Annotated in this window: 12 protein-coding genes; 7 read left to right on the top strand and 5 right to left on the bottom strand. The window is 64.8% G+C overall.

The window, feature by feature from the left end; genetic code table 11:
- Positions 1-166 precede the first annotated feature (166 nt).
- Positions 167-2332, top strand: coding sequence for a malate synthase G (locus ACVJ5M_RS08875; protein ID WP_063980988.1), 2166 nt, complete (start codon positions 167-169; stop codon positions 2330-2332).
- Between the two features lie 158 nt (positions 2333-2490).
- Here ACVJ5M_RS08875 and ACVJ5M_RS08870 read toward each other — a convergent pair whose 3' ends face one another.
- Positions 2491-2646, bottom strand: coding sequence for a Thivi_2564 family membrane protein (locus tag ACVJ5M_RS08870; RefSeq protein WP_011084288.1), 156 nt, complete (start codon positions 2644-2646; stop codon positions 2491-2493).
- Between the two features lie 270 nt (positions 2647-2916).
- Here ACVJ5M_RS08870 and ACVJ5M_RS08865 point away from each other — a divergent pair, with 270 nt between their 5' ends.
- Complete coding sequence (locus tag ACVJ5M_RS08865) at positions 2917-5010, top strand: methyl-accepting chemotaxis protein (RefSeq protein WP_063980987.1); 2094 nt, start codon at positions 2917-2919, stop codon at positions 5008-5010.
- 218 nt (positions 5011-5228) lie between these two features.
- Here ACVJ5M_RS08865 and ACVJ5M_RS08860 read toward each other — a convergent pair whose 3' ends face one another.
- Positions 5229-5882: a DUF2865 domain-containing protein gene (locus tag ACVJ5M_RS08860; RefSeq protein WP_063980986.1), complete on the bottom strand. Its 654-nt coding sequence runs from the start codon at positions 5880-5882 to the stop codon at positions 5229-5231.
- Between the two features lie 17 nt (positions 5883-5899).
- Positions 5900-6682 (bottom strand): L,D-transpeptidase, encoded by a 783-nt coding sequence (locus ACVJ5M_RS08855; protein ID WP_063986079.1) that lies wholly within the window; start codon positions 6680-6682, stop codon positions 5900-5902.
- Between the two features lie 204 nt (positions 6683-6886).
- On the opposite strand from ACVJ5M_RS08855, the gene ACVJ5M_RS08850 reads away from it, so the two are divergent.
- The 5 genes from ACVJ5M_RS08850 (at position 6887) to ACVJ5M_RS08830 (ending at position 11095) form a co-directional block, all read left to right on the top strand.
- Positions 6887-7999: an AI-2E family transporter gene (locus ACVJ5M_RS08850; RefSeq protein WP_354100151.1), complete on the top strand. Its 1113-nt coding sequence runs from the start codon at positions 6887-6889 to the stop codon at positions 7997-7999.
- Between the two features lie 75 nt (positions 8000-8074).
- Positions 8075-8446, top strand: a complete 372-nt coding sequence (locus ACVJ5M_RS08845) for a DUF883 family protein (RefSeq protein ID WP_028148389.1) — start codon at positions 8075-8077, stop codon at positions 8444-8446.
- Positions 8447-8528: 82 nt separating this feature from the next.
- Positions 8529-8984: a hypothetical protein gene (locus tag ACVJ5M_RS08840; RefSeq protein ID WP_028148388.1), complete on the top strand. Its 456-nt coding sequence runs from the start codon at positions 8529-8531 to the stop codon at positions 8982-8984.
- Positions 8985-9171: 187 nt separating this feature from the next.
- Positions 9172-10314 (top strand): OpgC domain-containing protein, encoded by a 1143-nt coding sequence (locus ACVJ5M_RS08835; RefSeq protein ID WP_063980984.1) that lies wholly within the window; start codon positions 9172-9174, stop codon positions 10312-10314.
- A gap of 172 nt (positions 10315-10486) precedes the next feature.
- Positions 10487-11095, top strand: a complete 609-nt coding sequence (locus ACVJ5M_RS08830) for a TetR/AcrR family transcriptional regulator (protein ID WP_063980983.1) — start codon at positions 10487-10489, stop codon at positions 11093-11095.
- Between the two features lie 73 nt (positions 11096-11168).
- Here the strand turns inward: ACVJ5M_RS08830 and ACVJ5M_RS08825 are convergent, their stop codons facing one another.
- Positions 11169-12827: a CHASE domain-containing protein gene (locus ACVJ5M_RS08825; RefSeq protein WP_063980982.1), complete on the bottom strand. Its 1659-nt coding sequence runs from the start codon at positions 12825-12827 to the stop codon at positions 11169-11171.
- 299 nt (positions 12828-13126) lie between these two features.
- The gene (gene ureG, locus ACVJ5M_RS08820; protein WP_063980981.1) at positions 13127-13750 is read right to left on the bottom strand and encodes an urease accessory protein UreG; all 624 of its coding nucleotides are present in this window, start codon (positions 13748-13750) and stop codon (positions 13127-13129) included.
- Positions 13751-13756: the final 6 nt, after the last annotated feature.

Here is a 13756-nt window from a genome sequence, read left to right as displayed (position 1 = left end):
AGCCAGACCCACACCTCGCCTTGACATTTTGACAACTTTTGGAGGCCTTCTCACGGCCCCGATTTTGGGGCTAATAGGCCCTGAAAGCTGCCCCTTATGGGCGCATTTTGCTGCTGTCGGGTCAAAAGCAGCCAAAAAACAGCCATTTCCAACAAGAAAGCCCATCATGAAACGCGTCGACGCCCACGGATTGAAGATCGCTCCCGTCCTGTTTGACTTCATCGCCAAGGAAGCGGCCCCGAAAACGGGGATCGCGCCGGATGCGTTCTGGGCCGGGGTCGCCGCCATCATCAAGGATCTGGGGCCGAAGAACCGCGCGCTGCTGGCGGTGCGCGACACGCTGCAGGCCAAGATCGACGACTGGCACCGCGCCAACAAGGGCAAGGCGTTCGACCTCGATGCCTATACCGCGTTCCTGAAGGAGATCGGCTATCTCGTCCCGGAGCCGGCGACGCAGAAGGTCGAGACCGCCAATGTCGATGAAGAAATCGGCAAGATCTGCGGCCCGCAGCTCGTCGTGCCTCTCACCAACGCACGCTATGCGCTGAACGCGGCGAACGCGCGCTGGGGCTCGCTCTATGACGCCTTCTACGGCACCGACGCGATCCCGCACGACGCTGCCGAGAGCGGCAAAGGTTACAACAAGGCGCGCGGCGACAAGGTGATCGCCAAGGCCAAGGCGTTCCTCGATGCCGCCGTGCCGCTGGCGACCGGCAGCCACACCGACGTCACCGCCTATAGCGTCGTCGCGGGCCAGCTCGCGGTGAAGCTGAAGAGCGGCAATGCCACCGCGCTGAAGAACGCCGCGCAATTCGCGGGCTTCCAGGGTGATGCCGCCGCGCCGTCCGCGGTGCTGCTCGCCAACAACGGCCTGCACGTCGAGGTCAAGATCGACCGCAGCAGCGTGATCGGCAAGGACGATCCCGCCGGCGTCGCCGATATGATCATGGAGTCCGCGGTCTCGACCATCCTCGACATGGAAGACTCGGTCGCCGCGGTCGATGCCGAGGACAAGGTGCTGGTCTATCGCAACACGCTTGGCCTGATGAACGGCACGCTCTCGGCCGATTTCGAGAAGGGCGGCAAGACGCTGACCCGTTCGCTCAACAGTGACCGCAGCTACAAGACGCCGGACGGCAAGGGCGAAGTGAAGCTGCATGGCCGCAGCCTGCTGCTGATGCGCAATTGCGGTCACCACATGTTCACCGACGCGGTGCTGGACGAGAAGGACGAGGAAATTCCGGAAGGCCTGCTCGACGCCGCCGTCTCGGGGCTTCTTGCGATTCACGACATCAAGGGCAACTCCAAGGTCAAGAACAGCCGCACCGGATCTGCCTATATCGTCAAGCCGAAGATGCACGGCCCGGATGAGGTGTCGCTGACCTGCGAGATTTTTGACCGCGTCGAGAAGATGCTGTCGCTGCCCGAGAACACGCTCAAGGTCGGCATCATGGACGAGGAGCGGCGCACCACCGTCAACCTCAAGGCCTGCATCCAACGCGCCTCCAAGCGCATCATGTTCATCAACACCGGCTTCCTCGACCGCACCGGCGACGAGATCCACACCTCGATGGAAGCGGGTCCGATGATCCGCAAGAACGAGATGAAGGCGCAGGCCTGGATCAAGGCCTATGAGGACTGGAACGTCGACATGGGCCTGATCGACGGCCTGCCCGGCCATGCCCAGATCGGCAAGGGCATGTGGGCCGCGCCCGACAAGATGGCGGACATGCTGCAACAGAAGCTGGCGCATCCGCAGGCCGGCGCCACCACCGCCTGGGTGCCCTCGCCGACGGCGGCAACGCTGCACGCCCTGCACTATCACCAGGTCAACGTCACCGCGCGTCAGCAGGAGCTGACCAAGGGCGGTCCGCGCGCGAAGCTGTCCGACATCCTCACCATTCCGGTGTCGAAGTCGAACTGGGCGCCCGACGACGTCAAGCAGGAGATCGACAACAACTGCCAGGGCATCCTCGGCTATGTCGTGCGCTGGATCGACCAGGGCGTCGGCTGCTCCAAGGTGCCTGATATCCACGATGTCGGCCTGATGGAAGACCGCGCCACCTTGCGCATCTCCAGCCAGCATCTCGCCAACTGGCTGCATCAGGGCGTGATCACCGAGGCGCAGGTGATGGAATCGCTCAAGCGCATGGCCGTCGTGGTCGACAAGCAGAACGCCGGCGATGCGATCTACAAGCCGATGGCGCCCGCCTTCGACGGTGTCGCGTTCAAGGCGGCCTGCGACCTGATCTTCAAGGGGCGCGAGCAGCCGAACGGCTACACCGAGTACATCCTCACCGCCCGCCGCCGCGAGGCCAAGGCTGCGGGCTAGAGCCCGGTCATTCAAACACCAAAGCCCCGGCTCGCGCCGGGGCTTTTTTGTTTTCGGGCCGTAGCCCGGATGGAGCGAAGCGCAATCCGGGACCGGCGTTGCTTGGGGCAGGCCCCCGGATTTCGCTGCGCTCCATCCGGGCTACACGCCCTACCCCGCTAAAACACCGTCAGATATTTCAGCAGCGACACGACGCCGATGATGATGACGACCACACGCGCGATTTGCTTGGCGCGACCGTCCATGGGCAGCATGTTGATGAGATAGAGCACGAGAATGACGACGAGAAAGGTGACGAGTACGCCGACCAGCATCGCAAGGACCCCCCTTCAGGCAAATTGCTACGGTGTTCTAACGCCTATCTCCAGCGCAGGTTCCATCACGGCAACCCACTGCAACTTCTAGTAAATACGTACTTCTACGATCAGCCGGCCTGCCTAAAACTTTACCCTTTTCGTTTCAGATGCAGAAACCGTTTGGGTGATGCGCCGCAAACGGCACGATTGCCGATCTGCCTGCCCCTCCGTTTTGATGTTGCCGGGGCGTCTCGACGAACTTTGCAATGGGAATTTTAGGAGGCTTCGATGCTGAATCGTCTGACCGTGTCCGCGCTGCTGAAGGCGGTGATCGCCATCACCTCGGTCTGCGTGGTGATTGCGCTCTCGCTCACCGCCTACGCCTCCTGGGACCGCCTCAAGACCGCTAACCGCATCTCGCAGATCGCCGACGCCTCCGCCGATCTGTTCAAGGCGATGCACAATCTGCGCACCGACCGCTCGACCACGTCCCGGCTGCTGAACGCGACCGAGCCGATGGACTCCGAGATCGAGAGATATCTGCGCGCGCTGCGCGATGCCCAGATGCCGGCGATGGCCCGCGCGCTCGAGCTGCTGCCGAGCATCGACTTCCCGCAATCGGGCGCGCTGGTGCCTGAGCTCGCGCGGCTCTACAAGCTGCTGGGCGAAGAGCAGAAGCAGTTCTGGGAGGATGTTGCCAAACCGAAGGACCAGCGCCGCGCCGGCCTGACCAAGGAATACATGGAGACGACGCAGGGGCTGCTCGACGTGCTCGACAAGCTCTCGGGCGTCCTCGCCGCCACCGTCAACCACCAGGATGCCGTGATCGACCAGCTGCTGTCGATCAAGCAGAGCGCCTGGCTGCTCCGCAACACCGCGGGCGAGGCCTCACTGATCGTCTCGACCGGACTTGCGGCCGGCAAGATCTCGCCGGAGGGCCGCTACAACTATACCCAATTTGTCGGCGGTACGGCCGCGATGTGGAAAGCGCTGGAATTGTCGACCTCGGGCATGCAATTGCCGCCCGCGCTCGCCTCGGCCATGACCACGGCCAAGACCGCTTATTTCGAGCCGCAATATCTCACCCTGCGCGACCGTCTCGCGGACACCCTGGTCAAGGGTGAGAAGGCCGAGCTGACGGCCAACCAGTGGAGCCCGCTCACGGTCGGCCGTATGGCCAGTGCGGTCGCGGTGGCCGAAGCCGCGCTCGACGCCGCCCGGAGCTACACGCAGGAGCAGCGCAGTACCGCACAGCGCGCGCTGATCGTGCAGCTTGCACTCCTGGCGCTCGCCATCGGCCTCGCCGTCGGCGCGGTCATGCTGGTCAGCCGCCGCGTCATCCATCCCCTCAACACCATCCGCGACGCCATGCTCAAGGTCGCCGGCGGCGACCTCGCCGTCGACAGCGGCTATCTCGACCGCCAGGACGAGATCGGCGCGCTTGCCGGCGCGCTGGAAACCTTCAAGCAGCAGGCGACCGAGAAGCTCAAGATCGAGGCGCAGGAGCGCGAGCGCAATGTCGGCGCGGCCGCGCGCCAGCGCGCCGTCGAGACCTATGTCGGCGAGTTCGAGGGCGCGGTGCGCAAGACGCTCGGCGAACTGAGCGAGGCGTCCGGCGAGATGCGCAAGACCTCGGGTGATCTCTCCGCGGTGTCGCGCCAGACCAACGACCGCGTCCAGGTCGCCGGCAAGGCCTCCAACGACGCCTCCATGAGCGTCGACAGCGTCGCCGCCGCCGCCGAGGAGCTCTCCGCCTCGATCAACGACATCAGCCAGCAGGCGGCGCACGCCGCGGGCATTGCCAGCCGCGCCGTCAACCAGGCCCGCGAGACCGACGGCACGGTGCAAGGGCTGGCGCAGTCCGCAGGACGCATCGGCGAGGTCGTCGGCCTGATCAACACCATCGCGGCGCAGACCAATCTGCTCGCGCTCAACGCGACGATCGAGGCCGCACGTGCGGGCGAAGCCGGGCGCGGTTTCGCGGTCGTGGCCTCCGAGGTGAAATCGCTGGCGAGCCAGACCGCCAAAGCCACCGAGGAAATCTCCGGGCAGATCGCCGACATCCAGAGGGTGGCGAGCGACGCCATCAACGCGATCCAGACCATCGGTGGCATCATCGGCGAAGTGAACGAGGTCGCCACCGCGATCGCCGCCGCCGTACAGGAGCAGGGCGCGGCGACCCAGGAGATCACGCGCAGCACGCAATTTGCGGCGCAGGGCACCAGGAACGTGTCGGACAACATCACCGGCGTGAAGGCCGACGCGGATGCTGCCGCCGGTGCGGCGGACAACGTCAAGCAGGCCTCGGAAACGCTGGAAACCCAGAGCCGCCAGCTCGGCCAGCAGGTCAGCGACTTCCTGGGGAAAATCCGCGCGGCGTAGGACTGCGGATTGGATAGAAAGCTGCCGCTACACCTTCAGTGTCGTCCCGGCGAACGCCGGGACCCATAACCACAGGGAGAAGTTGTCGCGCGAGCTGCTAACCACGTGCCTTCGTCAAACCGCTTCCTGTAGTTATGGATCCCGGATCTGCGCTCCGCTTGTCCGGGACGACAGTGGAGATCGAGGCGCGCCGCAACCCACTTGAGGCCGCACCGCCCCTACTCCTTCGCGACCACCGGCACCTGGCGGAACCTGGCGCGCACCGACTCCGGCAGCGGCGAAAAATTCATCGCGACGCCACGGCGGTCGTTGGCGTTGCGGTTGGCGACCACCAGGCCATCGCTGCCCGCGACGATGTCACCCTTGCGCAAGGTCGGATCGTCCTCGACCTTGACCTGGGCAAGTCCGACCGGATCCTTGCCGTTGCACGTGCAGCCCGCGACGATCTCGTTGCGGAAGCGGAACGCGTTGGGCAGGTCGGAATAGGATTTTCCCTTGTCCGTCGTGGCGTCGTCGATGTTGCTGCCATAGACCAGCGAGGTTTCGGACGTCGGGCAGAAGCTCTTGCAGGATTTCGCCTTGCTTTCGGCGTCGTTTCCTTGCGCCGGGAAGTAGCGGCCATCGCAACCGCGCACGCAATAGGCGATGCCGCCGCCATAAGAGGCCCGCTGGCGCGGCGTGTCGTAGCGCGGCATGTCATCGGTCGGGAACGGCATGCGGATCTCCGGCGCGGAGCGCGCGCGGAAGCCGCCGAACAGCGCCGAGAAGAAGTCTTCCGCATGCGCCGACGGCGTCAACGCGAGGCCGAGCGAGGCGACGGCGAAGCACGCCGCCGCGCCACCGGCCAGTTTGCCGATCGAACGTCTCTTCATATGACCTCGCTCAACTCTCAGTTCACTGCCGACGTCGTGATGTTCAGCGCCTGCCGTCCCGAAGGCAGCGTCGTCACCGGCGGGCGCTTGCGTACGGGGTCGCCGCCCTTGTCGTATCCCTTGGCCATCAGCGGCGCGTTCTTCGGCAGCACCACCACCTTGGCGCCGACATTGACGCGGCTGAACAGGTCCGTGACGTCCTCGTTGGTCATGCGAATGCAACCGGAGGACACGAACTTGCCGATCGTGGTGGGATCGTTCGTGCCATGGATGCGGTATTCGCTCGAGCCGAGATACATCGCGCGAGCGCCGAGCGGATTGCCGGGACCGCCGGCGACGAAGCGCGGCAGATAAGGCTGACGCGCGATCATCTCGGCCGGCGGATGCCAGTCCGGCCACTCGGCCTTGCGACTGACGCTCTGCACGCCGGCCCAGGTGAAACCTTGTCGGCCGACGCCGACGCCGTAACGGATCGCGCGGCCATTGCCGAGCACGTAATAGAGGTAAGTGTTGCCGGTATCGATGACGATGGTCCCGGCCGGCTCGTTCCGGTCGAAGCTGACGATCTGCTTGCGCAGCCGGTCGGGCAGCGCGGCATCCTCGTCGGCGGCCTGCGGCGCCGCGTTGACATAACCCCGCGAATAGCTCGGGTCCTGCGGATATCCCTGCGGCTGCATCGGCGCGTAGCCGAGCGTCTGGGCCTGTGCCGCGAAGGGCACGGTCAGCAATGCTGTCGCGAAGGCAATGGCGGTGGTGGCGCGCAGCGAGAAGCGGCGACGGACTGGAGAGAACCTTGTCATGTGCTGCCCCATTGGATGTGCATCAGGTGATGCGGCTCCCAACAAACGCAGCTGGACCGACTCAAGTTCCACCGCTCGCTGCGGCGGCGAGGTCACAGTCAAGCGAGCAAAACTTCACGAAACCGCGATGGAACCGGAACGTCCGCCCGGACGTTCTACTGCCAACAATGGGCGCGCGGAGGCTTCCGTGCGGGAGGAGATATTGTGCGCGTCCTTCCCACTGAACGTCTGATTTCCGGCAATAACGAGGGCGCCCCGCTTCCCGACAGCCATGTCGAGCTGCCGCCGGTGATCCGCCGCACCGAGTTCGTCGCCTTTGCGCTCGCCGGTCTGTTCCTGATTGCCGTGGTCGCCGTGCTCTACGTCGCCAGGGCATTCTTCCTCCCGGTCGTGATGGCGGTCGTCGCCGGCACCATGTTGTCGCCGGCCGCGAGCTTTCTCGAGCGGCGGCATGTGCCGCGCGCCTTCGGCGCCGTGCTGATCGTGATCGCGGTGACGACGGTGGTCGCCTTCGTCGTCGCGCTGATTGCCGTGCCAGTGATGGAGTGGAGCTCGCGCCTGCCGGAATTGGGCGCGCAGTTGAAGGAGAAGATGCACGTCTTCGACCGGCCGCTGGCGCTGTGGAAGGAATTGCAGACGATGGTGGGCGGCTCGGAGGGGCTGCCTAGCCTTCCGCTGCCGAAAACCGAATGGGTGCAACCGACGCTGGAATTCCTGTCGCCGACCTTCGCCGAATTCCTGCTGTTCTTCGCCACGCTGATCCTGTTCATCGCGAGCTGGCGCGACCTGCGGCGGGCGCTGATCATGAATTTCGGCGATCGCGATTCGCGGCTGCGCACGCTGCGGATCCTCAACGAGATCGAGGTCCATCTCGGCAACTATCTTTTGACGGTGACGCTGATCAATGTCGGCGTGGGTATCGCAACCGGTCTCATCTGCGCCGTCACCGGCATGCCCAATCCGGCCGGGCTCGGCGCGCTTGCGGCGGCGCTCAACTTCATCCCGATCATCGGACCGGTCGCGATGTTCGTCATCCTGGTCGTGGTGGGGCTCGTCGCCTTCCCGACCATCGGCGGCGGACTGATGGCGGGGCTCGCCTTCGGCGGCATCACCTTCCTGGAAGGACACTTCGTCACGCCGACCATCATCGGGCGCAGGCTTTCCCTGAACGCGCTTGCCGTCTTCATCGCGCTGGCCTTCTGGACCTGGCTGTGGGGGCCGATGGGCGCATTCCTGTCGTCGCCGCTCCTGATCGTCGGGCTGATCCTGAAGGAGCATCTGCTGCCGGAGAATTCGCCGCAGCTGCCGCAGGCATGACCGGTTTCCCGAACGGAACTTACCCGGGCACGAAACGTTTTCCGGCTATCTCAGCCGCCAACAGCTTTGGAACTCCTGATGTCAACCAATGGCGAAACCGGGATGAGAGACTGGACCGACAAAGCCACCAGAGAACGCCTCGAGAAGGATGTAGCAGCCGTGAAAAGCGATATCGCCGCCCTCACCGATCAGATCACCGACGCGCTCAACACCTTTGCCAATTCCACCAGCAAGCAGGCCCGCCGCGGCTATCGCCAGGCCCGCGAGAGCGTGGATTCCGCGGTCGACGACATGTCGGATCGCGGCAGCGCCATGATGGAAGCTGCGCAAGACGCCTACGGCTCGATCGAGGAAACGCTGGAAGATGCCATCACGCAGCGGCCGCTCGCGACCGTCGGACTCGCGCTCGGCATCGGCTTCCTGATCGGTGTCGCCTGGCGCCGGTAGCGTGGGCGCAGGACCTTGACGTTGTTACGGCGGCGCTGTCGCGCCGTCGCTGCCGGCTTGCGGGGATCTGAGGAGCAAGGCCATGTTACAGCGCATCATCGACGGCATCAGCGCATCGACGGGCGCGACCGTCCGCCTGACATCGCTCGCCGCGGGCGCGGCACTCGCGCTCTTCATCACCACGGGCTTTCTCTGCGCGGCCGCCTTCATCTCGGTCCTTCAGACCTATGGACCGGTGCAGGCCTGCCTCGCCGGCGCCGGCATCTTCTTCCTGCTGACGCTTGCCGCGGCGGGGAGCTATTGGGGCTACAAGCGGGAGATGCGGAAGCGCGCCCGGATCGCCGCCGAGCGCGCCGCGAAGTCGGCCGCTTCGAGCATGCTCGCCGACCCCATGCTGCTCGCGACGGGCCTCCAGATCGTTCGCGCCATCGGAATCAAGCGGCTGCTGCCGATCCTGGCGATCGGCGGCGTCGCCCTCGGAATCATGGCGAGCCGCGCCGGCGCATCCGACGAAGCCTCGGCTGAACCGGCCGAATAGCGGTCGAAGCGCTAAGATAATTTCGTCGTCGGCAGAACGGGCGAGCTTGCGGGAATTCCATCCGGCGATCATGCGCAATTTTGCGCCAGATTGGACAATTCCAGCCCCCCTCACGCAAACGCTACTCGGATAGGCGGGCGGTTGCCGCTAAAAGCAGCGCCCGTGATTCCAAAAGTCATTTTCCGCGATGAAACCGTCCGTCAAGGCGAACCTCGCCGCATTCCATCACGATGCCAGATTGTATTTGACGCTCGGCATTGCCAACTGGTCGGTGTTCGTCGACCACATCCCGAACAACGTCGTTAATCTCCTGACGCTGCGAAATTTCGGCTTCAGCGGCGCCGCTGACCTGTTCGTGTTCGTGGTGGGTTATGGCGTCGCCATCATTCACGGCAGGATGGCGCTGGAGCGCGGCTACGTCGTCGCGGCGACGCGCATCTTCCGCCGCGTCTGGCGGCTCTACGCTGCCTATGTCGTGCTCTTCGTGATCTATATCGACACCATCGCCTATGTCGCCTCGCAATCGATGGCGCCGGAGATCATCCACGAATACAACATCTCGGGCATTCTCGATCATCCGCTGCGCATCCTGGTCCGCGGCCTCGTGCTCCAGGAAGAGCCGCTGAACCTCGACCTCCTGCAACTGATGATCCCGCTGATGGCGTTCTTTCCGTTTGCGCTATGGGGTTTGTTGCGGCGGCCGAACCTGACGCTGGCGGCATCGGTCGCGCTGTACGTTGCGGCGCGCTGGTTCGACTGGAATTTCCGGGTCTATCCGGACCAGGACTGGACCTTCAATCCGCTGTGCTGGCAGATGCTGATGGTCCTCGGCGGCTGGTTCGCCGTAACAGGCGCCTCCGGACGCGCGTTGCACGGCATGTCCTGGCTGCGGATCCTCGCGGGTGCCTATCTCATCTTCGCGATGGCGGTCACCTTGATGCGGCATTCGCCCGCGCTGGCCGTCTATTTGCCGGACGTCGTCGTCAACAGCATCGCGCCGACAGACAAGGAAAACCTCGCGCCCTATCGCGTGATCCATTTCCTCGCGCTCGCCTTCCTCGCGACCCATCTCATTCCGGCCGACCACCCCGGCCTGAAGTTGCGGCCGCTTCAGGCGGTGATCACATGCGGCGAGGAATGGCTCGCGGTGTTCTGCGTTGCCGTGTTCCTGTCCTTCGCCGGCCATCTCATCCTGATCACCGGACCGAACCTCGTGGTGATGCAGATCGCGGTAAGCCTCGTTGGCTTCGCGGCGATGACGGCTGTGGCCTATTACATCTCGTGGTCGAGGCGGCAGGACCTTCCGGCCGCCCTGCGGCAGCAGGCCTAGAGCTCCGTTCCGATCTAATCGGAACGGAGCTCTAGATTCCTGTCTTGACGCGTTTTCTTCACGCGAACCGGTACCCACTTCGCTCGAGCCAAATAATCGTGCGATTCTGCTAGGCCGAGACCTGTGGCTGCGCTATGCGGGGAGCCTCTGCGTGAGGGGACCGGGCGTGGCGATGGCAAAGGGCGGGGGTGATGAGGCTGACAGCGCGCCCCGGCGCGGCCGGCCGCGATCGATCGAGACCACCAACGCCATTCTCGAAAGCGCCTATGCGCTGATGGCCGCCACCGGCCTTGCCGCCACCTCCATCGACGCCGTCGCACGCCACTCCAGCGTCTCCAAGATGACGATCTACAAATGGTGGCCGTCGCGGGAAGCGCTGCTGATCGACGCCTTCCTTCATCATGCCGCGCAGATGCTGCCGCTGCCGCCTGCGAGCTCCGGCAGCCCCGCGGCGCGCGCACGCCGCCATGCCGCGGCCTATGCCGAGGCGCTCCAGGGCGAGTTCGGCAAGGTGCAGCTCGCCGTCGTCTCCGAATGCATTTCCAAGACCGGCTCGGCGGAGCTGTTCTATGCCCGCTACCTGCAATTCCGCCGCGACGCACTGGTCGAGATGATCGCCGCTGGCCAGACGGATGGCAGCATCCTGGCGGAGGGAGCGCCCGAGTATCTCTACGACGCCATCTATGGCAGCCTGTTCTACCGCTACGTCTTCGGCATTGCACCGATCACGCCGGCCTACGCGCGCAATCTGGTCGACCTGGTGCTGCGGCCGAAGGGTTAGAGCATGATCCGGAAAAGTGCGAAGCGGTTTTCCGAAAAGATCATGCTCAAAGCAACAATCTGAAGCTCGACCTCTATCGCACCGGCCTGACCGGCGCCGAGATCTTGTCCGTGCGGTCGCGCTCGGACATGTCGACCACCGTCTCCATCGGCGCCGTCAATTCATAGACGTAGGAGGCGTCGGTGAAGTAGCGCTTGGCGGTGCCGCCGAGCGCTTCGGGCGCGACACGGTCGAGCAGGATCAGACCGAAATCGGAATCCGGGCGGCGCGTCGCCTCGCTGGTGTTGAACTCCTCCCAGCGGAAATGGAAGACCTCGTCGGTCCCCTCGCCCGTCACCGTCCAATTCGCGGTGATGTGCGGATGCTTTCCGACCAGCGACAGACCTTCGTCGGAGTGCGAGGCGAGCTCGAAGAACAGGAGCGACAGGCTCTGCGCGGCGCGCGCGCTGACCGCGATGTCGGGGCCGGTGACGGCGATGCGATCGGCATGCGGGATGGCGCGCGCCTCGAACAGGCCCTTCAGCTTGACGCCCTGCCACTGGCTCTCGCTGAGCAGCGAGACCACGTTGGACATGGCGTGGATGCGGCCGATCAGCAGTTCACGCGCAACGTCGATGTCCGAGCCGTGGCGCAGCGTGCGCGTCACGATCGACTGGATCACCGCCAGGATGTTCTTGACCCGGTGGTTGAGCTCGTCGATGACGGCGGTCAGCCGGCGCTCGAAGCCGATCCGCACCTGGATTTCCCGGCTGAGCCGCAGATTGTTGTAGGCGACATAGCCGAACAGGCCGCACACCATCGCGGTGATGGCAAAACCGATCGCCGCCACGATGATCGCCGTCTGCTCAGCGCGCCGCGCCGAATTGGTCTTGGCGTAGTAGCCGAGATGCCAGTCGCGGCCGCCAAAGCTCACCGTGCGCGTCGCCGACGGCGCCGGCCCGTCCGCTGCCGTCATGCGTGACGAGACCACGCCCTGGTCGTTGGCAACGAGCTCGCCACCTTCCCTGCGCGGATCCTTCAGCGCGACCGAGAACAACGACATGTCGTCATTGGTCAGCATCAGGGAGGCGAGCTCGTAGGAAAACGTGACGAAGCCGGCCGGCTCGGTCGCGCCCTCGGGAATGACGGGCGCGGCCACGATGATGCCGATGGGCCCGCCGCCACGCAGCAACTGAACCGGGTCCGAGGCGACCGACCTCTTCTCGACACGCGCACGCGTCAGCATGGCGCTGCGCACCTGATCCTGCTCGTAGCTGCGGCCGGGCAGCGCCTTGGTCTCGTTGCTGCGCGGTTCGAGGTCCATCAGCACGTCGATCGGCTGGGTGACCTTCGCAAGATCGATCGGCTTGTCGTCATACGTGCGAATCTGCGGATTGGGGAAGCCGGCGCTCGCGATCGCGTCCTCCGCCGGGAGAAGCTCGTTCGGCTTCAGCCGGGCGACCCACCCGGCGACCACGAAATCGGTCTTGAAGGCGTAGATGGCCGAGCGCAGCGGCTCCAGCATGTTCGGCTTGATGACCGACGGCGCACGGAACAAGCCTGAGGCGACACGCGCGAGCAGCTCGCGCTCGGTCAGCCGGTCCTGGACCAGGCTCGCGTGGACGTCGATCGCGCGCGCCAGCGCGATCCGGTCCAGTGCCAGCTCCTGGTCGTGGACGCGATAGGCCGCGAGCCCGGAGAGCAGGGCTCCGAGCAGGGCGATGAAACCGATGATAAAACCCAGCCGGACCACTTCGACTACTCAGGCGAAAACAGCAGGTCGGCAATAAACACGGAGCATATCAACGCCGCTCGAACGGCCATGTGCCGAAACAGAGTGGACCCCAGTAACGGAGATAATGAAGGAGGAGGCATCAGTACGCAACTTCGGTCGCCTGAAAAGCTTAATTCGCCCGGCCGATGGTCTGGCCATGAAGGCTTTGCTCCGGGCACCGGAGGTAGTTAATCGCCGTGTCCGAAATTTGTTCCGCGGATGCGGCTTTTGCCCCAGACGTTAACGGCGGAAAACGCCTGCGCCACGTCGTCGCGCCGTCAGCCCGCCCGTTTCAGGCCGCCTTTGGCCTCGATGAAGCCGACGATCTGGTCGAGCCCCTCGCTCTTTTTCAGGTTGGTCATGACGAAGGGGCGCGCGCCGCGCATGCGCCTGGCGTCCGTCTCCATCTTCTCCAGGGAGGCGCCGACATGGGGCGCGAGGTCGATCTTGTTGATGACCAGGAGGTCGGAGCGGGTGATACCGGGGCCGCCCTTGGACGGGATCTTGTCGCCGGCCGCCACGTCGATGACGTAGATGGTGAGGTCGGCGAGCTCCGGGGAAAAAGTGGCAGCCAGATTGTCGCCGCCGGACTCGATCAGCACGAGGTCGAGCCCGGGGAATTTTGCGCGCATGTCGGCGACCGCGGCCAGGTTCATCGAAGCGTCCTCGCGGATCGCGGTGTGCGGGCAGCCGCCGGTCTCGACGCCGGCGATGCGGTCCGGCGTCAGCGAGCCCGAGCGCACCAGGAATTCCGCATCCCATTTGGTGTAGATGTCGTTGGTGATCGCCGCAATGTCATAGCGCTCGCGCATGGTCTTGCAGAGCAGGTCCATCAGCGCGGTCTTGCCCGATCCGACCGGGCCGCCTATTCCGACGCGCAAGGGGCCGTGAGATTTCGACATGTCACT

The organism is Bradyrhizobium sp. S3.7.6 (genome assembly GCF_054061875.1).
The sequence above is the reverse complement of the archived record's forward strand: the minus strand, read 5'-3'. Positions and strand labels throughout refer to the sequence as shown.